The following is a 20,511-nucleotide window of genomic DNA, read 5'->3' on the forward strand; positions in this document are numbered from 1 at the left end:
ATGAAATTCAAAATAATAGCAATAACAATGATTCTCTGTTTGGCAATTTCAACACTCGGGGCGATTACCGCTGAAGAGGTTGTCCGTTCTGTGGACGATCTGGAAACATTCGACACCTCCTATTCGGAGGGGGAAATCGTAACCACCGATCGATTCGGGGTGAAAACGAGTACATTCAAGGCCTGGTCAAGAGGTGCATATGATTCTTTGATCGAGTTCACCAGTGTAGCAGAGAGAGGGCAAAAGGTTTTAAGGACTTCGGGAGAGCTCTATCTTTTCTACCCGGATGCCCAAGAATTGATTCGACTGCAGGGTGCCGCCTTGCGCCAATCGATGCTCGGTAGCGATATCTCATATGAGGATATGACTGGTGAAAAAGATACCTTGTCCGACTATTCAGCTAAGTTACTGGGTACTGAACAGGTGAAAGGAAGGCAATGCCATATCCTCGAACTGACTGCAAAAACCAGGACGGTAGCCTATCCTATACAAAAACTATGGGTGGATACTGAGACCTATATGGTCTGGAAGGGTGAATTCTCTACCAAATCAGGGCGTCTACTGAAAGAGATGCAAGTATTGGAAACTATGGAAGTGGATGGAAGGACGCTATCCAAGATAACGAAGATAGAAGACAAGATGAAGCGTGATTCAGCTACAGAGATGAGGATCGACCACTTGGAGATCGATGTGCAACTCGATCCTTCAATATTCTCTCTGCAGAATCTCACCTGGTAAGGAGCCTTACAATGAAAACCCTACGATTGGTTATGGTACTCTTGTTTCTCCTTCTTGGTTCTGCTGGGACATTTGCAGCAACAGATACAATAGTGGATATGAATATATTCCATGTCATGGGGTTGCTTGATGATGGAGAAGAGCTTTCGCCTTCCTATATGATGGGATCACAGCTAGGCATATCATTCAAAAGCCCCAACTCATCCAATGTCCGTGGTGATGTGGCGATATCCATGGTCGATTCATATTCAGGTACATCGTGGGATCCACAATTCTCAATCGATAGAGCTTACCTACGCGTCCGTTTCCCCAAGTTCAGGATTACTGCTGGTAAGACCCGAATCGGCTGGGGAGATGGTGCGATGTTCAATGCAGCCGACCTCTTGTTCGGTAGCACGAATACCGATGTCACGCTTACCGACAAGGAGCTTCGCACGGCGACCAGGTGGCTTACCTCGGCAACCTACCCCCTAGGACCCTTCTCGTTCTTGGAGGCTCTGGTAATTGCACCTGAAGGGCCCGATTTCGCTCTGAGGAATACTTCATTCGGCGGCCGGTACTATACAACGATATCGTCAACAAAGGTTGAAATCGGCGGAGCCTATAGGGCTGATACGAGTACAACAAATGATACGGGACGAGTACTCTCCCCGTACATAGCCCTACAGGGAAACTTTGGCCCCGATTGGTATGTCGCCAGTTCAGTGAATGTAGCCTACCCTACCGAAGAGATCGCAGATGAGTTGGAAGACTCTTGGATCATCAGCGGAGGTCTACTTCATATCATGAACGTCGGTTGGCAAAGTACCCTCTCGTTCAGGCTTGAGGCTTTGGTCAGACCATTCGGCGATTGGGAAACATCGGTAGAGAAGAACTATGGCATGTACCTGTATCCCGAAATCTCCTTCGCCCCGGACGATGTATGGAACTTCAGCATCCGTTCTGTCGTATCTCCTATCGACGCTAGTGCAAATATTATGTTGGGAGGATCCTGGAATGTCATGCAAGGCCTCAGCATAAACGGGTATGCCACAATCTATGCAGGCGATGACACCGATACGTTCAGTTGGGAGCAGTCAAACGTCCAAACACCATCAGGACTGTCGATGATGCTGGGAGCTTCGTGGGTGTATTAGATTATTTTACTACATTAGTTGAAAGTTGCTGTAATAACCCACCCACAAATCCATTCTTACCAGAAGCCCGGATCAATAGCGTATAACCTCTATCCGCATCAGTAGTCGTATAGGTTAGTGAGGTAGCTCCTGCAATCGCTTCTTCATCTTCCCAATTGTTAGGATCTATTCTGTACCATTGGTAATCTAGACAATCAGTCAGTACATTATCGTCTGAATCGACGACTGTAAAAGAGGCCGAGAGACCATAGCCAACGGTGGGAGCAATCACACCTGTATTACTAACTGATTCATCCAAACTCATACCACTCAATCTTCCATCTCCAGTACACTCAGGAGCAAAAACTCTATTTGAATATTCACCATCATAGGCCCCTCCCTCGATTAAGAGTTTGAACCATGCTCCTCCCGATGGCACAGGTACTCCAAACCCAACAGTTGGAGATTCTTTCGGAACGGCATCAATAGTATCTCCATAAGGTTTGTATTCCTCGTAGCTGCCATCTTTAGTCGTGGAATAGTAGAGCACATAACGATTAGCTCCGAAGTCTTCTACTGACGGAAAGAACATATCTGCCTCACGACCCCAAGTTGGGGTATTTTGTGAGTTCTCCAAGAAAAGTAAATTCAGTGGAGAAGAAACTATATCGAACTCTTCCAATTCTCCTAAAGCTTCCGGACAGCCGGTAGCGAACAACACTACCAATACGACAAAGATACATAGAAATGCTTTTTTCATAACAAATCCTCTCTTAATGTTTAGCATTTTTACTGCTTACTACTGGTATAACATGAATTGAGAGGTTTTATTACATTTATTTTGACATTTTCAATGTCGTTTTTTTAACATTTGCTTTAATGTCGACCCTTCTACTGCCGGAGAGAAGAGAAAACCCTGATATGCGGCAACCCCAAGGGATCTGACAAATTCAAGCTGGGATACAATTTCAATACCCTCTACGATAACGGTGATATCTAGCTCCTTCGCCATTCCAATCATAGCCTTGAGAATTACCCCTTCATCAGAAGCCGGATAATCTTTGATGAATGAACGATCGATCTTCAGAACATCGATATCGAGACCATGCAGATAACTCAATGATGAAAAACCGGTTCCAAAATCATCAATCGCTACACGAATCCTTTCATCGTCCAATTGCCTAAGTACTGAATTGGCTACCTTGATATCAGTGAGCAAAGTACGCTCGGTTAACTCGATGACCAATGCTTCATGGGGTACGGAAAAGGCATCCAAGGCTCGTACGATTTGTGGGACGAGATCATCATCCTGGAGCTCAGTAGGACACAGATTGACAGAAATACTGAATCCAGATGGTCTATGGTCTCCCAAATCATGCAAAAAACTGGCAACTGTATGAACAACGTAGATTCCCAAGCTTCTCTCTAAACCATTTTGTTCCACAATCGGAATAAACTCACCAGGAGAGATTGATCCTAGAGTTGGGTGCGTCCATCGAACCAAAGCCTCGGCACCAACTATCCTGTTCGTCGAAACTTCCACTACAGGCTGGAAATACAACTGAATATCTTCCCTCTCCAAAGCTTCAGGGAAGGCTTGTAGAATTGCGTGATATCGACGGAGATACGCATCCACGGACTCGTCATAACGCAGCAACCCCTCTTGCTGGAAGTGGTTTTGGGCAGCGATTGCCATTTTTGCCTGTGATAACATCATATTTGCATTCGCACAGGCATGACTGACCATGGAGACTCCACATCGAATGCTGATACATTCTTTCTGATTATGGACATCCAGTGGTTTCTCAAAGGCTTTCCTTATCAAATCCAGAGCCTGTTCTTGAGCTTTTTTATCTACTGTAAGTGTGAGAACAAACGTATCGGGAGAATATTGGATTATGAGATCATCATCGGCAATGACTTCTGAGAGCCTCTCTCGAGTCCGTGCATTGAGAACATAATGTTCCTCCAAGGTGTATTGAGCCTCAATCAGATCAATGTTAACCAACTTCATATAGATGAGAAGGAATGGTGAATCTTGGGTCCTTTTCTTCTCAATCAACGTTATTGGGAACATATCGAGTTCTTCGGTCTCAGTTGTGCCCGATATGATCAACTGATCGAAGGACTCTCGAGAAAAATTCCTTGGATACGAATATAGCCCCACATTGTGCACCACATGGCCTTGATTTTGCGCTATTCTGCTTAACATGAGATGGGTTAATCCGATGTGTCGCTTGCCTTGTAACCAAACGAAACCTTTCCATGATTTGACGTCCATACCACCATCTGATGCATTGGCTAACTTATCATGAGCGTTATAGAAAGAACCATCCAAATTGAATACACCATGCTTTCCTGCCCTAATCTCATCACTACGCAGATCGGTCATCAGCTCAAATGTGTGGTTGCAATAAGTTATGTGCATCAAAGTATCAGTTATCACGACACCATCGTGTGACTGGTCAGAAACCAGATTGCTTACTGACAACAACTCTCGGTCATTTCTTCTAAAATATGCCAATAGATTGATAAATCCAGCCAACAAGAAGATCAAGAATGCCAAAACCCATCGAAGTTCCTCGTTTCTCAACAGAAAAGAATCTTCCAGAATAGCGACATCCTCATCGGAAAACGAAATTACCCCAATGAGGAAATGTGGATGAGTATCATAGAATGAACTGAGCCCAACATACGGATCGAACGTATTATAATGGAAGTTACGGTTATCTACTGAAAATTCTCCAGAGTTCTCGAATTCGGCCTCCTTGAGAATTCTTGGCATAAATATATTCACATCCCCATTCACGTAACCTGCGTCCTGTCCATGTGGTTTGCTATTGAAAAACAGATTGCCTGAACTATCGACAAGGTAGAAACTCACCTCATCCGCATGTTCTGCGAAAAACTGACTTACAATTGAGAGAATATGATCTCCATCCACCATCATGGCAACCAATGATGAAGCCTTTCCTTCCCGATAGATCGGAATACCAGTGAGAACTATTTGAGTAATTGAGGAGATCGACGTACTAGGTGGGAGAGTCATCAGAGGAGAGAAGAAAAATCCGTCTTCCGGTAGCGACAATACATCCTGTCGGATCAGATTCCAGAATTCGGGGTATGGTACGCTATCTTCCACTACATTGTATGAATCGCCCAAAGCCTCAAGCGCTAGTTTGGGGCCTTTTGGATCACCGCCGACAGCAAGGCCTTTGATATAGGAACGATTCTGGGCCATGCGCTCGAAGAACAGCTCTACTTCTCTCTGGTTCTCTGCGGTCGGATTGGCAAGGTAGGAGGACATTTCATTGGAATTCTTGATTAAATGCAAGGTAGAATAGTATTCATCGAATACATTCGAAATCATGTAATCCATGAGGTTGAGGTGTCCGGTATGCTCTGAAATCACTTTTTGCCGTGCATTGGACTTTTCAAGCACGATCAACTGTTCGTACATAACAAGAAAAAGTAGTACGATAGGGATAATTGCCAAGAAACGCTTCAAAATGTTTATAATTAGTCGTTTCATTGTCATATACTAATGCAATCCAAATACATATACAATCAAAATTATCCTGCAGTATCGAGAATGATTGATAAGTAAATCCTTACATGATAGATTTACAGCACCTCCTAAAAGATAAGGAATCCTTACATGCACCCTATCATACTATTCATTGGTTTCTTCTTTTTTGCTGTCGCATACAATCTGATTGGACCATTAGCGACGAATATCATGCAAACCACCGGACTTACACTCACCGAATCGGGGAGCCTCGTAAGTTTTCAACAAATCGGGGCTCTACTCTCCATGATAGCCTCACTCGTCCTAATGAAGAAGTTGAAACAATCGACTGTAGCGAAGATCGGTTACCTGTTCCTCATATTGGCATTGACCGGTATAGCTTTCTCAACGGGGAACATAGCGCTCTTTATATTCTATCTGGTATTGGGTTTGGGAACCTTTCTCATCGATAGTGGATCGAATGCAGCCTTGGCTGGTGATTATTACGAAAAACGCTCCTTATACATCCCCTTGCTCCATTTTTGTTATAGCGCTGGGGCAATCGCTACCGGATACCTCATTCTTCCCTTTAAGGGCTCTGATTGGCCATGGGCATATGCAATGATAGGAATTATTCTCTTGGCCATCCTATTGGTAGGAACGGTTGAACAAAAGCTTCGGCGAAAAAGGGATGCTGAAACAAAGATGAACTTGGAGGAATCTTCCCCAGAAATGATCCAAGCCGGGCCAATCCTTCCTATCCTGAAAGATAAACCCTTTATCATCTATACTGCTGTCATTATGCTCTATATGGGGAGCCAAGTAGTGTGCGCTGCATGGATTCCTGTATATGTAGAGATCGAACTGGTACAACCTGCAGCAATAACCGCAACTTCGCTGACTGTGTTCTGGGTAGGTACCGCGATATCGAGGCTTATTGCAGGACCTTTGATGAACAAGGGCGAAAAACCATTCAATCTCTCAATATATGGTATGGTGCTTGCTGGATTATCGCTAGTAATGGCCACGCTATCTTCTCATATCTATGCAGTCTTGTTTTTCGTTATGCTCTGTGGTTTTTTTGCTGGAGCGACCATTCCCATGTATATTGTGATCACCTCTACATGGTATCCGAGGAATACAGCATTCATCTCCCTCTCCTATATTCTTGCGGGAACGATAGGAAGAATGATTTTCCCTTGGTTGGTAACAGTCATCGGTTCATTCACATCGCTAGGTTTCGCACTCCTAATCAGCAGCGGTCTATTCTTCATTTCTGCAGTTCTTATACTTTTGGTTAAGCGACTGGTTGCGGATAGACCGTCTTTTTGATATTTGCGTCAAGCGAGAGATCCATGGTAACATACAAAATACAGGAGGATTGTGTATGAAATCGTATCGTAAGGAACTGCATTTCCATCTTCCCTCCCGACGAGCTCTTGTCAATATCACCCAGGATGTAAGGGATGCAATAGGTGAAAGTGGTGTATCCCAAGGTCTGGTGTTGGTAAATGCCATGAATATAACCGCCAGTGTGTTCATCAACGATGATGAACGCGGACTCCATAACGATTATGAGAAGTGGCTCGAAAAACTCGCTCCAGAGAAGCCCTACTCCCAATATCAACACAACGGCTTCGAAGATAATGCCGATGCTCACCTCAAAAGAACCATCATGGGTCGCGAGACTGTAGTTGCCATCACCAACGGAGACTTGGATTTCGGTACATGGGAACAGATCTTTTACTTCGAGTTCGATGGGAAACGGGACAAACGGGTGCTGATCAAGATCATCGGGGAATGAATGGTATGCAAGCAAGCTTTCGTTCCCGGCTCTCGTTCGGAAATGCAAGATGTCTTTCGTTTCCTGCACTCGTTCGGCAATACAAGCGAGCTTTTGTTTCCTGCACTCGTTCGGTAATGGATCCACTACGTGGCTCCGCTACTCTCACTTTGTTGGGAAATGTGCCACTTCGTGGTCCCGCTGCCCTCGCTTCGTTTGGAAATGAACTTCAAGGATCTTCATTAATTTCGGGTGTGTCCCTCTCTTTACCATAAGAAGGGGCGGTTTCCCTGAGCATTTCTTTCCGAAGGATTTTATTTATTCTAGTTTGGTAACCTTTCCCTTTCGATCTATAATACTCAAGTACATCGGCATCAAGTTTGATGCTGATAGCTTTTTTAACGGGAACTACCTTGTAGTGTTCTCTTGGGACTACTCTTTTAAACATCTCTAGAAATTGTGGAGTAAGTTCCGGAATATCCGAAAAATCTATATTCCGACTTCTCAATTCTTTAAGCTCCTTGTCTGTCCAATCTTCTTTACCCACCATAATATAATCCTTCTTCATGTCTCGTTGCTCGACGAGTAGATATCAATCGTATTCTACCGTTTCGTTCGGTCGAGCAGACAATCAACACCAATACTGTTCTTCTGGATACATTTCCAACTGTGATGTACCGAACCTCAGTATCGGAGTGCAGAACATCACAAAATTCAATCCGCCTAGGATCGAGAAACACTGGACGAGCACTTTCAAAAGCAATTCCATGCTTCTTTTCATTCGCCCTTGCTTTATCCTCATCTCACTCGAAACACCCATCATCGCTGATTATTGTCCGTCCCATGCTGCTTCTTCTCACCTTAGTATATACTATTGAATCTATATCGTATAGTATTTTCTAGGTTCTAGACTTGTATCTAGACAGCATCGATAATTCCTTCGACAGTTGGCAACCATATGCACCTAAACCCAGTATTGAATGCCATAAGATTATTTCCGGTTTGTTCATTAACGCCGATGCCTACCTAAAATGGACCATCATGGGTCGTGAGACCATGGTTGCAATCACAAAAGGAGATCTAGATTCCGGCACATGGGAACAGATTTTTACTTTACATTCAATGGAAATCGGTATTAGTGAGTAATGATCAGGCTCAATACGTAAAGAGGAACTCCAGTAGTTGTTGTCTATACGTAGGATAGACTCTATGGACGGCTATTATAATCCTGGAACTCTTTAAGATGCTCATTCCTTCCTATAACGACAATTTCGTCGTTCCTATACAAAATTGTATCCGGAGAGATATCTACCTCAGTCTTTTCTTCATGAGTTATGGCAATGATATTCAGTTTGAATCGCTTTCTGAAATTCATTTGTTCAATCGTTTTTTGATCGAAATGCTTGGAAAGTAAAATTTCTGAAATGGAGATATCCTCATCCAATTCCAAGAAATCGAGAGTCCTTAAAGTTACCAATGATTTAGCAAGTCTCACTCCCATCTCAGTCTCGGGGTACACGACTTCAGCACCGATCTTCTTCAACACCCTACCATGATCATCACTATTGGCTTTGGCAATAACTCTGGGAATACCCAATTCCAACACATTCAATGTTGTGAGGATATTGCTTTCGATATCCTTGCCGATACAGACTATTACAGTCCCACAATGGGAAATGCCTGTATCAATCAAGATATCTTCGCTAATCTGTTCTACAGGGTATACGTGTTCCACTACATCCTTGATAGCATCGAGTTTCCACTCATCCTTCTCAAGAACAACTACTTCTTTCCCTGATTTTACCAACTCCAGTGCCAAGGCTGTTCCAAATTTTCCCAAACCTATAATGCCGAATGAATTAATATCATGTCCAGAATGTTTCATACTATACCTCTCTCAAATGGCTGGTTCCTTTTTACTTACTTCGTTTGACAATCAACCAATGAAGATCCGTTCTTCCACATGCTTGAGTCGGGTCTCCCGTCTCTTCATACTTGTTGCAACTGTAATGGGGCCAAGTCTTCCTACAAACATCATAGCTATAAGGATGAATTTGGAAGCTGCACCAATCTCAGTAGTAATTCCAGTTGAAAGTCCGACTGTAGCAAAAGCAGACACTACCTCGAAGACTATCTGGTCAAACCCGAAAGATCCCCTCTCAGCCAGAGCAACACCCAGAATACCCAGAGTTACGGTAAGTAAGGCCAGAAGCAATACTTGGAATGCCTTGAGGATACTATCTTCCGGAATGCGCCTTCGAAAAGCAGCAGGTTGTACTCCTACTACAAGACTCTTCAGACTCAACCAGATTGCAAAAGTCGTTGTAGTCTTGATACCGCCTCCAGTCGACCCAGGAGAGGCTCCAATGAACATCAAGAGAACAATAAAGAACAGGGTAAACTGGGAAAGAGCTCCTGTATCAAGTGTATTGAATCCCGCAGTCCTTGCAGTAACACTTTGGAAGAGAGCCGATAGAATATCCACTCGTTCACCTACTATCACTACGATAGTTCCAAATGTAATAAGGAATAGGGTCATTGAAAGGACAATCTTCGTGTGCATAGCGAATTTTCGAAAATGCCAACGTTTACGGAACACATCGCTGAGAACGAAGAAACCAAGTCCCCCGGTGATGATCAAAAACATGGTTACGGCATTGAGCAGAATATTATGCCGATAGTTTGTCATACTGTCGAAATTACCCATAAGATCGAAACCTGCATTATTGAAGGCTGATATTGCATGGAACAGACTATGACCAAGGGCATCCCATGGAGAGAAATCATGACGAAACACTAAAAATCCGAGGACGGTACCAATCACTTGAAAAAGGAAGGAAGCGAAAACGACGGTCTTGACAATAACCAACGTTCCCCTCAGCGTGCCGAGATTATAGGCTTCACTGAGCATATTTCTCTGGGATATGCCAACATCCCACCCCAGTATGAGAACAATGGACATGATTACTGCAGCAAATCCCATTCCTCCCAAAAGAATCAACAAGGCAACGATTGCCCTACCGAATAGATTGAATGTCGCCGCTACATCCACTGTCACTAAACCGGTCACACAAACAGCGCTGAATGAGGTGAAAAGTGCATCAATATAGGAGATTGAAACTCCCTCCCTATGGGCAAAGGGAAGAGAGAGAAGAAGAGATCCTGTGAAGATGATGACTAGGAATCCAGAAAGCAGATACTGGCTAGGTGATACAGAACGCTTCAAAGTAGTTTTCATTCTGCGCTAGAGTCTATCACTGCTTTCCAATCGAATCAATAATATCTATAATCTACATCAAGGAGAGCAAAGATGGCTGATCTGTATGATTATCTCACTTGGCGTGGGGATATTACCTTCGGTCGGAGTCCTCTTAACGAAATAGACAACTTGATATTCTCTATCCTCGCATATGGAAAGTACGGCAAGATATTCCAAAACCTTCCCGACCAAGAGAGCTTACCCCTCGTAGAAGTTGCGAAGGAATATGGAAGAAGAGAGGAAGCGCAGAAAGAAAAGGAGAAGAACCTTGGCTTTTTCGCTGAAGTTCCGCTCCTCTTGGAAAAAGCCGCAGCGACTAGACGGTTTGCAAAGGTTCGGCTAAGTCGATTCGTAGACGAGTTGGACCAGAATCGGACAATACAATTCGCTGCTATGGTTTTCTCAATGGGAAAAAACAATCATTATATTGCATTCAGAGGTACTGATACCAATCTGGTCGGATGGAAAGAAGATCTCCAAATGAGTTTCAGGGAGGAGATACCAGCACAAAATTCAGGTGCATCGTATCTCCACCAAGTCGTATCGGAACTACCTGGTGTATTCGCTGTCGGAGGACACTCGAAGGGAGGCAATGTAGCTGTATTTGCATCAGTCAAGGCATCAACTGAAGAGCGGACTCGAATCCAGGCCGTATACAACAACGATGGGCCTGGTTTCCATCCGGAATTCATCGAGAGCGCACCTTACAAAGAAATGTTTTCAAGAATATATGTATTCATCCCAAAATCTTCCATAGTAGGCATCCTCCTCGAACATGGAGGAGATTATTCGGTTATTGGGAGTAAGCAGATCAGTATTCTTCAACACGATCCTTTCTCATGGGAGATCGAGGGACCTCACTTCCGGAAGGAAGAGGGGTTAGCAAAGGGTACTCTAGCAATGAAAAGCGCAATTCGATCATGGCTGGCAACCGTTTCTAAGGAGGAACGGGAACAATTCGTAAAAGGGTTTTGTGAACTCATTGAAGCAACAGGAGCCCAAACGTTGGAGGATCTTACCAACGATAAACTCCAATCTGCGTATGCAATTCTAAGAGCCTACACGCATATGGGTAGGCAGTCGAGGGCAAATCTCAAGAAAACGATGGATATCCTATTCAAGGAGAGTAGGAAGTCATTTGCAGAGACTATTCTAGAGGGGATAGACCACCTTCTCCCAAAGAAACACAATCAAAAGACAATTGAATCGGATAGAGCATAGCCCCACTTCAAGAATCAGTCTAGACCCCATTGAAGTAGTCGAACATCACCCTCAAGGTCCTTCAATCCGGTGATATCCTGGGATACTTCTAGCGTACCAGCATAGGTTCCATCTTCATCATAGATCGCCTGGTAGGAAATTCTTATATACTTGCCTCCAACGGTAATCCTGAACTCAGCACTATCCCTCTTTTTTGATTTGAATGCATCGAGAATCTGCTGAACGATATGAACACTTTTCGGTGGATGGCAATTTTGGACAGTACGCCCTACTACCGACTTAGCACGTGGGAAAATCCGGTGCTCTGGCGTATTGAAATAGACAACCCTGTCTTGATCATCAACCAAGGTAATGTCGACGGGAAGATTGTTGAATATCTGCAGGAGTTGCTTGGCTGTTGGATTGCCTGTAACAAGGTCAATCCTACCATCGGCTAACGAGGCAGAATTAGGATTGACTTGCCCCTTATCAGCTTGTTCTTCAGAAAGTGCAAGTAACGCATTGCGAGGAATTTTAGGCAATATTGCGGGAAGCAAAACCTTCTCTTCCCTGAAAACCATAGAACGCATATCGAAAAACAACCGGCCGAAAAGACGGTTCAATTCACCTATTGAAACCGACTCGTCTTGAATAGAGCTCTTCAGCAGAGACAAGGTCAAGCGTATATCGTCATGGATTGCCCACATCAATTGCACACACTTATTTTCATCAACAAACCGCTCTACAACCGGGAAGAGAATATTCTCCTTCATGACATATTGGTCGGTCAATCTATCTAATGCGTTCAGGATACCGGTAACAAGAGTCCTATCTCCAGAAGCGATTGGAGCTCCATTCATTCGCGTAACAATTGGCTTAAGTTCGTCAAGAAGTGTTTGTATACGGTTGTTCCTTTCCAACAATTGTTCAAAATATGGAATTGAACGATCGAAGGACCGCACTTCCATAGAAAGAGCCTTGGTGAAAGAATGCAACATTCTGGTCACAATTATCTTTGTCAGCTCGATATCATCAACCGTACCCATTATGGTATCCACCAATACCATGGTCTCTTCTGGTGTCACTGTGTCAAATAACGGTTTTGCCAGCTCCAAATTCTTTTTATTGGATGCTGGATCAGCTAAGCCAAGACAATAGGGAAGTAGTATTCCAAACCGTTCAGAGTGGGTAGTACTGGAAATTTCCATTTCAAGCCTCGCCGATTTTTGGAACGATACAAATGAACACGAAATTACCATCTCCCGCGTTCGAGACCTGATGCTCAATATCGGCAGGAACATAGGCGACTGCTCCTGGAGTCAATTCATGGTCTTTTCCGTCCATAAAAAGATTTCCCAATCCTTCAACCGCATACATGATGTGTGGCCAAGGATGGGAATGTCGAGGCGCATACCCTCCCCTCTCCAAGGTGAAAAGACGCATCACATGGTCACCCCAGCCCTGCGCAGGACCAATAAGTATTTGTTTTTCCACCCCCCGCATCGCTGGGTGGTGCTGTACTATCTTCTCAATCTCGTCTCTATGTCCGACAAACATGATTAACTCTCCTTCAATTGGCTATGCGTGACATGACCCAGTCGGTACGCAATCCACTTTCTCCGGTACTGGGACAAGTTCCCTTTCCCAACAACTGATCCATTACTGTTTGGATTAGTGGTTGGGCTACATGTTCGGGAGGTTCGGGAACTCCAATGGTCCTCGAACCGTCTAGAGTTTGTAAATCCAACGGTGCTGCCAGATCCATCACACTGAAAGTAAGAGTCCCTATTGATCCGACTACCGTAACTGAATCGAAGTCGTCCCATGCGTTGAAACTCCACATACCACTACCATGTACTCCATTTTCGAATATCCAGCTACCACTGACGATATCAGGAGCATCATAGTCGGTCTCCTGTCGTCCACTCCGTCCATGGGCTTCGATAATCGGCCCAAACAACCAATCCAAAAGGTCCAGCACATGACAACCGACATCATGGAAAAGGCCACCTCCAGCGAGCTCCGGTTTAATCCTCCATGCCGATCCGTTCAAGTTCTCCTTTTTCGGGGCTTGGCACATAAGAACAGAAACTGACCTCACGGTGCCGATTGCATTCTCCTCTATCAACTTCTTTACCAATAGGAATTTTGGGAGAGCCCTTCTATAGAAAGCTGCAAAAAGTGGTACATCGTGTTTCTGACATACTTCCACCATCTTTTTACTGTGCTCATAAGATAGACCGAGGGGCTTTTCACAATAGATGGGCTTTCCGGCTTGAGCAGCTAGAAGTGTATATTCCAAATGGGCATAGGGTGGAGTTGCGATGTAAATAGCATCAACTTCGGGATCATTGATCAAAGCTATTGCATCGTCATACCAACGGGGTACCTGATGCCGTTTGGCATAATCGGCGGCTTTCTTGCCGTCACGACGCATGACTGCGACGAGCGAAGATCCCGGAATCTTTTGGAAAGCAGGTCCACTCTTTACCTCAGTAACATCCCCACAGCCAATAATTCCCCATCGGATTGTACGCATGGCTTTCTCCTTCAACGACTCGTTGACTGCATGATACGGTATCTTCCGCCAATCGTCAAACATAGGTTGACTCAGTACGGTCTCTATCCACATAGTATTACCAACGGAGGAATCTCCATGAAATACCTGTTTACGATATTCTTTCTTTTCATAGTAGGGACTTTTACCGTATCGGCTGAGATAGCGCCAGTCGAATATCAACGAATGCAAGTATCGGCTCCTGAACAATTGGAGATAGCTGTACTCAGATCAACCACACGACGCTTCCTTTTCAGCAGGAATACCGAGGTCACATTGAACGTGGAAATTGTCTCTGTCGTCGAAAGTGCAACTGGACTCAGCACAGGAGACCGGATTACGGTTACATACACAAACACGAAAAATCCAAGAAATTGGGCTGGACCGAGAGCAATTCCAATCCAGAAACGGGGAACGGTCACTTCAGCTTTCCTAGAGTATGATCCGGAAAGTCAGACCTATATCCCAGCTGCTCGGGGAGCCTCCTTCGATCCACTTATCATGCTTTAGTGGAAGAGCCCAATCCCGACAAAGGAAAAGGGCTCCATACTTTGATTCCTATCAAGTTCTTATATGAGATTCTTTCTGACGAACTGAGCCGCTTCAGCTGCAAGTGCATCTAGGTCGGGATTCTCCTCAATCTCTCTCCAAACCCCGATATCTCGACCAACTTGTCCACCCTTCATGACAAAGGGTTCCATCACCATGGGTCCATCATAGCCAATATCATCTAAGGCTTTCTTGATCTCTTTCCATGGCATACGACCTTTGCCGGGAGTCTTACGATTTGTTTCTCCAAGATGGATCGATGCAAGATACGGACCGATTCTCCGAATTGCATCACCGAATGAGTCCTCTTCAATATTCATATGAAAGGTATCAAGCAAGACTTTACAGGCAGGATGGTCCACCTCTTTTACATAGGCTAAAGCTTCATGACTATCATTCACCAGAAACTGTTCAAATCGATTTATAACTTCGATATTCAGTTGTACTCCTCTATCGCCGGCGTAGGGAGACAATTCCTTCAAACTCTTGATACTCTGGTCCCAACAGGGCTTCTTTGAATCCAACCCTTCGGGTAAAGTCGAAGGCCAGTATCCATGTACAGTTCCACCAATCATACCTCCGCCCATATTGGCGATAGCATCGATCATTTTCTTCATGAAATCCAAGCCCTTCTGACGAACATTCTCATCAAGTGAGGCTACATCATATGGTTTCTGCAAACCAATGCCATAAGAGAGCTTCAGATTCTCACCATCAGCCATGGCCTTCAGTTCTCTCTGCTTTTTCGGGTCCATGTGAACGATCGTCCCACCATTCAATTCAAGTTGGTCAAACCCCAACTTACCTACTTTCTTGATATAGGGAACAAAATCGACATCCCATTCATGTGTCCAGAAAGCATAATAAATTCCTACTGTCCTCATTGCTGATCCTCCACCTTTAAAAATTCAATCTACGATCTGTACCGAACCACTAAGTAAGGTACAGGAAATTTCCAAAGCTCTACATTGAGCAAGTTCTGAATTCCTTCAGCATTCTTCTAATTATTCCTGCTCGGCTCCAAAGTTTGTTGACCTGCGACATATAAGAACCCCAGGATATCTGACTGTTTTATAAGGACGATGGGGATCCTTAATCCTTTCTAACATAATTTGAACCGCCTCTTGACTTATCATTTCAATTGGTTGAGCAATACTGGTTAGAGGAGTTCTAATCTGTGATAGATAACTCAAGTTGTCAAATCCAGCTACGATAAGGTCCTTTGGAACCTTAATATGCAATATATGAAGGGTCTGAAGAAGCGTGACCGCTGTTCCATCATTCGAGCACAGGATACCTTTTGCTCCTCGATCCAATATTGATTTTACGAAGTCTATATCACCAGGATCCCCTTCATGCACCAAATCTCTATCTACGTGAATGTTCTTGTCGTACAACGCTTCACGAAAACCAATCTGACGTAGTTTGATCGTACGGCTGGACATGGGAGGTGAGATAAAATGAATTTCGTTGTTTTGTTGTTCGACCATATGACGTACAACCTGATAGCTTGATTGGATATGATCTATACTTACCAAATCATGTGCAGATCTTTGGGGAAAATCGACTACATCTGAATCAATCAACACTACGGGAATGTGTGCATCTTCAAATATCTGAAGTATATAATTATTAATCTCATCCCGTAGCGGCGTATATTCAATTGGAGAGAAGAATACTCCATCTACCTTCAATTCCAAATATTTCGAACATATTTGTTTCACGTCATCCATAAGTGTCTTTGATTTCGGTTGGACAGTTCCTCCCCAGACAAGCGAACAGTCACGTTGAGCTAGAATGCGCGCAAGTTCACTGCATATAAGATCAAAGACATAGTTAGCTCCTAATCCTGGAAAAACTAGTCCAAATAGAGCAGGAGCACCGTCCGATGTAATCTTCTTTGAGTATGGCTGTAACCCTTCTGCCGTTAGGAAAGAGCCTAAACCTTGTCGTCTGGTAATTAGATGACTAGATTCAAGTGAATCCAATGCTTTTCTCAGCGTCGGTCGAGAACATCCATAGTATGCAGATAGATCATTCTCTGATGGAAGCCTATGGGTTGCGTTAAATTCGCCTGAATAGATTCTGTTCCGCAAATCCTCGCTGATGGATTCACTTTTTAAAATTTTCACATGACATTCCTCTGCCAGAAATCATCCCTAGAGAGGGAGATACCCTATAGATTATGTATTATTTCATCCAGTCTTTTTAACTGATCGTTTGCCAAAGATTTTCTGAGCCACTTCTCTTCCAAATAACAGGATGATTATAATAGCTCCCCACATTGCTGTAATCATAAATGGATCAAGTCGAAGTAGGTTCAATCCAGATGAAATCAATTGCAATATGATCGCGGCAAGAATCATACCCGACAATCTACCAAAACCACCATTGGGATCCACCCCCCCCAAGAATGAAGCCAAAACAGCAACCAGGAGATATGATTCAGCATAATTGGCTTTCACCGAGTTCAATTGACCAATCATAATCAAGCTAGTGATCGATGCGAACCAAGCAGAAAGGATGTATTCCCACACAATTATCTTGGTTGTATTGACATTAGAATATCGACAAGCGATTCTGTTCGCACCAGTCATATATAAACGTATTCCGAAAGCCGATTTATTTAGAATAAAATGTGCGAGAATTACGACAGCAATAAAAACGAGAATTGGCATAGGAATTCCTAAGACACTCCCATTACCAATGAAAATCAATGAATCGGGAAACCCTGATATTGTATAGCCTTTCGTCAGAACGAGACTAATTCCTTGAAGAAGTGTCATGGTTCCAAGTGTAGTTAGGATCGCAGGTATATTCAATTTGGCGATTAACATGCCATTTATAAAACCGATGAAAGTGCTGACACCGAATCCTGCGAGGATAGCAATAAAAACCTGGGTAAGGTTTGCATCTCCCATGCTTCCACCAGTTATTGAATTAAGTACCAGATAAATGACGACACCATTAAGATTCGCATTCGCGATGATAGATAAATTGATACCACCAGAGAGCTCACTGATCATCATTCCTATAGCTAGGAATCCGATTATCGGCAATTGGTACGACATTGAACGTAAATTCCGCAGTGTAACAAACTTCGTACCATTGAGAAACCAGAGCAAAAGGAATACTGTAATCAAAGTTATTACTAGTGAAAATTGTTCACTTCTGCGCGCCTTTTTCATCATCTTTGATATATCAACCATGGAATATTCTCCTTACCATCTAACTGTTCTCAGGCATTCTCTACTTGTACGCGAATCTTCTGTTTCTGCTGCTGAATCTCCTGCATAGCATTCAGCAACACACTGATCAATATGATCATTCCAGTAAATACGTTGTACCAATAACTTGATATCTGCAGCAATGTAAGACTGTTACTCAGAATTGCAAATAACAAGACCCCAAGGAATGTGCCCAAAACCGACCCTTTGCCTCCGGTAATACTAGCACCGCCCAAAATTACAGCTGCAATAACCTGGAGTTCCTGTCCTACAATAGAGTTTGGTATGACTGTTTGTACAATAGAAACATGGACGATTCCACCGATTCCAGCTACAGCACCCATCGCCCCATAGATGAAAAGCGTTGTGTTACGGCTATTTACCCCTATACGCTGGGCAGCGACCGGATTTCCTCCAATCATGTAGATGCTACGTCCCAAGACTGTAAACTTGAGAAGGAGAGCTACAATAATTGAGAGAAAAAACCAAATAGCTGTAGTCATACTGATCCCTGAGACCGCACCATTTGCAGCAATTTGCTTGAATAACATCGTGTTGGAAATTTTCCAGAAATATTCGGGAATCACATATATCAACTGACCTTCCGTAATAACATACATGAGTCCGTAGAATAAATTTTGTGTTGCGATCGTGATAATGATCGCGGGCATCTTAAAACGGTGTATCAGATAACCGTTGAACAATCCCATAAAAGTTCCCAGCACGATTGCAAAAATAAAAGCAAGGAAAACATTACCTTGCATATTGTTCAAAAATAGATAGACAACAGCATACTGTACAACTTGTGCGATAGCGGTAAAAGAGACATCTACTCCACCACTTATAATAACCAATAGCACGCCTAATGAAAAAATCCCTAATACTGTGAAAGATTTGAGAAGATTTACAATATTCGTATAAGTCATAAAACTAGGAGAGAGCAATGACAAGAGTACCAAGATCACAAGGATTGTGATTCCCAATAACATTTCGCGGCTTCTCAGTAGATTTATTCGCGTCTTCATGTCTATGCTCCTTACGAAAGATTCTGCGCAATGACGCGCTTCTGTTCATCGAGCTCTTGTTGAATTGCTGCATCGGTAATTTCATCACCTTTCAATTCTTTTCCAAATCTACCGTTCCGCATGATTATCACACGATGGCAGTGGCTCGTTATTTCCCTGATTTCATCCGAGATAAGGATTACGCCCATTCCCTTATCTTTCGCCATTTCATTAATGGTTGTAAAAATTCCAGCTTTCGCACCAATATCTATACCAACTGTCGGGCCATCTAAAATCAAGACTTTTGGTCCCAATGCCAACCATTTTGACAAGACTATTTTCTGTTGATTTCCCCCTGACAACATTCGAGCTACCTTGTCCTTTGTATCTGTCTTGATTCTCATTCCGGCTATCCATTCATCTGATAAAGAATCTATCTTATCCGTATCGACCAAACCCAATTTGTTGGTAGCATTATCAAGAGTGACTATTCCAATATTTAGTTTAATGGACTTATTCATCACGAGTCCCTGCGTCAAACGGTCTTCAGGAACATAGGCGATTCCATGATTTACAGCATCACTGACTTCACGGATGTGGGCTTTATTCCCGTCAACTATAATTTCACCGGAATCGGCAGGTGAAATACCGAAAAGTGCAGACGCCAATTCGGTCCTTCCAGAACCTAGGAGCCCGATGACTCCTAAAATCTCTCCTCTATCGAGAGTAAATGAGATATCGGCAAAATTATTTCTTTTTGTCAGATTTTTTACTTCAAGAACTTTCTCATTGCGAAGTTTTTCAACAACATTCCTCTCATGGATCATCGATTTGCCGACCATAAGATTCTCAATTTCATCAATAGTCAGATCAGCCATCGAACGCGATGCGACAACCTCTCCGTCCCGCAATATCGTAACAGTATCACATAGTTCTTCGATTTCATCCAATTTATGGCTGATAAAAATAACCGATATACCTTGATCCTTCAAATTGTTAACTAACCGAAATAGCTGGTTGATTTCCTGTCGCGTCAATGCTGTCGTGGGCTCATCTAGGATAAGAAGTTTGGATTCATTGTTCAAAGCTCTTGCGATAGCAACGAGCTGTTGTTGTGCAATAGGCAATTCACCGACTAATTCCTCTTGGGGTATCACGACTCCGAGATCATCCAAAATACGTGTCACACGATTGGAAAATTCTTTTTTTGAGAATACCTTACGGTTTTGTTCCAGAACCCTACCCAACAGAATATTCTCCTTAACCGTCAAGTTAGGGAAAAGAGAAATGTCTTGGTAAATAACGCTAATTCCGTATCTAATTCCTGTGAGGGGACCATATGATGTAATCTTTTTACCTTCAATGGTGATCGTTCCCTCATCTGCCGGAAGAACACCCGCCAAAATCTTGATTAGTGTCGATTTACCAGAACCATTCTCACCGATTAGCCCATGTACTTCACCCTTTTTGACGCTGAACGAGACGTCCTTAAGGGCTTGGACACCGCTGAATCGTTTGCTGGCATGTTGTATTGTTATGAAATCCATAGACTTCTCCAAATGGTAACCGAA

The 20,511-nt window shown here is 43.4% G+C and carries 21 protein-coding genes; 7 read left to right on the top strand and 14 right to left on the bottom strand.

Translation table 11 applies throughout. From position 1 onward, the window contains the following. Together ACODJP_RS01770 and ACODJP_RS01775 are read left to right on the top strand one after the other, a co-directional pair. On the top strand, positions 1–738 hold the full coding sequence (locus ACODJP_RS01770) for an outer membrane lipoprotein-sorting protein (RefSeq protein WP_422477844.1): 738 nt from the start codon (positions 1–3) through the stop codon (positions 736–738). Between the two features lie 11 nt (positions 739–749). Further along, entirely contained in the window at positions 750–1,874 is a 1,125-nt protein-coding gene (locus ACODJP_RS01775) for a hypothetical protein (RefSeq protein ID WP_422477846.1), read from the top strand. A gap of 1 nt (position 1,875) precedes the next feature. Here ACODJP_RS01775 and ACODJP_RS01780 read toward each other — a convergent pair whose 3' ends face one another. Together ACODJP_RS01780 and ACODJP_RS01785 are read right to left on the bottom strand one after the other, a co-directional pair. Continuing rightward, positions 1,876–2,613 (bottom strand): hypothetical protein, encoded by a 738-nt coding sequence (locus tag ACODJP_RS01780; protein ID WP_422477848.1) that lies wholly within the window; start codon positions 2,611–2,613, stop codon positions 1,876–1,878. A 90-nt stretch (positions 2,614–2,703) separates the two neighbouring features. Beyond that, the gene (locus tag ACODJP_RS01785) at positions 2,704–5,385 is read right to left on the bottom strand and encodes an EAL domain-containing protein (RefSeq protein ID WP_422477850.1); all 2,682 of its coding nucleotides are present in this window, start codon (positions 5,383–5,385) and stop codon (positions 2,704–2,706) included. A 126-nt stretch (positions 5,386–5,511) separates the two neighbouring features. Between ACODJP_RS01785 and ACODJP_RS01790 the strand changes: the two genes are divergently transcribed. Both ACODJP_RS01790 and ACODJP_RS01795 read left to right on the top strand, forming a co-directional pair. Next, positions 5,512–6,693 carry an MFS transporter gene (locus ACODJP_RS01790; RefSeq protein WP_422477852.1) on the top strand — a complete coding sequence of 394 codons (1,182 nt, stop codon included), beginning with the start codon at positions 5,512–5,514 and terminating at the stop codon, positions 6,691–6,693. A gap of 55 nt (positions 6,694–6,748) precedes the next feature. Continuing rightward, positions 6,749–7,165 carry a secondary thiamine-phosphate synthase enzyme YjbQ gene (locus tag ACODJP_RS01795; protein WP_422477854.1) on the top strand — a complete coding sequence of 139 codons (417 nt, stop codon included), beginning with the start codon at positions 6,749–6,751 and terminating at the stop codon, positions 7,163–7,165. A gap of 208 nt (positions 7,166–7,373) precedes the next feature. Here the strand turns inward: ACODJP_RS01795 and ACODJP_RS01800 are convergent, their stop codons facing one another. Further along, on the bottom strand, positions 7,374–7,712 hold the full coding sequence (locus tag ACODJP_RS01800; protein WP_422477856.1) for a BrnA antitoxin family protein: 339 nt from the start codon (positions 7,710–7,712) through the stop codon (positions 7,374–7,376). After that, positions 7,684–7,908 (bottom strand): BrnT family toxin, encoded by a 225-nt coding sequence (locus ACODJP_RS01805; RefSeq protein ID WP_422478835.1) that lies wholly within the window; start codon positions 7,906–7,908, stop codon positions 7,684–7,686. Before ACODJP_RS01805 ends, ACODJP_RS01800 begins: the two co-directional genes overlap by 29 nt. Before the next feature lie 148 nt (positions 7,909–8,056). Here ACODJP_RS01805 and ACODJP_RS01810 point away from each other — a divergent pair, with 148 nt between their 5' ends. Continuing rightward, the gene (locus ACODJP_RS01810; RefSeq protein ID WP_422477858.1) at positions 8,057–8,290 is read left to right on the top strand and encodes a hypothetical protein; all 234 of its coding nucleotides are present in this window, start codon (positions 8,057–8,059) and stop codon (positions 8,288–8,290) included. Between the two features lie 61 nt (positions 8,291–8,351). Here ACODJP_RS01810 and ACODJP_RS01815 read toward each other — a convergent pair whose 3' ends face one another. Both ACODJP_RS01815 and ACODJP_RS01820 read right to left on the bottom strand, forming a co-directional pair. Then, a complete protein-coding gene (locus ACODJP_RS01815; RefSeq protein ID WP_422477860.1) occupies positions 8,352–9,029 on the bottom strand; it encodes a potassium channel family protein in 678 nt (225 codons plus the stop codon). Between the two features lie 51 nt (positions 9,030–9,080). After that, positions 9,081–10,382: a TrkH family potassium uptake protein gene (locus ACODJP_RS01820; RefSeq protein ID WP_422477862.1), complete on the bottom strand. Its 1,302-nt coding sequence runs from the start codon at positions 10,380–10,382 to the stop codon at positions 9,081–9,083. Between the two features lie 72 nt (positions 10,383–10,454). On the opposite strand from ACODJP_RS01820, the gene ACODJP_RS01825 reads away from it, so the two are divergent. Next, positions 10,455–11,624: an Mbeg1-like protein gene (locus tag ACODJP_RS01825; protein ID WP_422477864.1), complete on the top strand. Its 1,170-nt coding sequence runs from the start codon at positions 10,455–10,457 to the stop codon at positions 11,622–11,624. A gap of 14 nt (positions 11,625–11,638) precedes the next feature. Here ACODJP_RS01825 and ACODJP_RS01830 read toward each other — a convergent pair whose 3' ends face one another. From ACODJP_RS01830 to ACODJP_RS01840, 3 genes are read right to left on the bottom strand one after another with little or no spacing between them, the layout of a single operon-like run. Further along, on the bottom strand, positions 11,639–12,811 hold the full coding sequence (locus ACODJP_RS01830; protein ID WP_422477866.1) for a PAS domain-containing protein: 1,173 nt from the start codon (positions 12,809–12,811) through the stop codon (positions 11,639–11,641). 1 nt (position 12,812) lies between these two features. Next, complete coding sequence (locus ACODJP_RS01835; RefSeq protein WP_422477868.1) at positions 12,813–13,160, bottom strand: cupin domain-containing protein; 348 nt, start codon at positions 13,158–13,160, stop codon at positions 12,813–12,815. A gap of 13 nt (positions 13,161–13,173) precedes the next feature. Further along, positions 13,174–14,142: a Gfo/Idh/MocA family protein gene (locus ACODJP_RS01840; protein ID WP_422477870.1), complete on the bottom strand. Its 969-nt coding sequence runs from the start codon at positions 14,140–14,142 to the stop codon at positions 13,174–13,176. 117 nt (positions 14,143–14,259) lie between these two features. Between ACODJP_RS01840 and ACODJP_RS01845 the strand changes: the two genes are divergently transcribed. Continuing rightward, positions 14,260–14,670, top strand: coding sequence for a hypothetical protein (locus ACODJP_RS01845; protein WP_422477872.1), 411 nt, complete (start codon positions 14,260–14,262; stop codon positions 14,668–14,670). Positions 14,671–14,729: 59 nt separating this feature from the next. Here the strand turns inward: ACODJP_RS01845 and ACODJP_RS01850 are convergent, their stop codons facing one another. The 5 genes from ACODJP_RS01850 to ACODJP_RS01870 form a co-directional block, all read right to left on the bottom strand. Further along, on the bottom strand, positions 14,730–15,593 hold the full coding sequence (locus tag ACODJP_RS01850) for a sugar phosphate isomerase/epimerase family protein (RefSeq protein ID WP_422477874.1): 864 nt from the start codon (positions 15,591–15,593) through the stop codon (positions 14,730–14,732). A gap of 120 nt (positions 15,594–15,713) precedes the next feature. Beyond that, complete coding sequence (locus ACODJP_RS01855; protein WP_422477876.1) at positions 15,714–16,841, bottom strand: substrate-binding domain-containing protein; 1,128 nt, start codon at positions 16,839–16,841, stop codon at positions 15,714–15,716. A gap of 63 nt (positions 16,842–16,904) precedes the next feature. After that, a complete protein-coding gene (locus ACODJP_RS01860; protein ID WP_422477878.1) occupies positions 16,905–17,918 on the bottom strand; it encodes an ABC transporter permease in 1,014 nt (337 codons plus the stop codon). A 29-nt stretch (positions 17,919–17,947) separates the two neighbouring features. Beyond that, complete coding sequence (locus tag ACODJP_RS01865; RefSeq protein ID WP_422477880.1) at positions 17,948–18,961, bottom strand: ABC transporter permease; 1,014 nt, start codon at positions 18,959–18,961, stop codon at positions 17,948–17,950. Positions 18,962–18,972: 11 nt separating this feature from the next. Next, on the bottom strand, positions 18,973–20,487 hold the full coding sequence (locus tag ACODJP_RS01870) for a sugar ABC transporter ATP-binding protein (RefSeq protein ID WP_422477882.1): 1,515 nt from the start codon (positions 20,485–20,487) through the stop codon (positions 18,973–18,975). Positions 20,488–20,511 lie beyond the last annotated feature (24 nt).

The organism is Pleomorphochaeta sp. DL1XJH-081 (assembly GCF_049310885.1).
In the GTDB taxonomy this organism is placed as follows: Bacteria; Spirochaetota; Spirochaetia; order Sphaerochaetales; family Sphaerochaetaceae; genus CAYZJV01.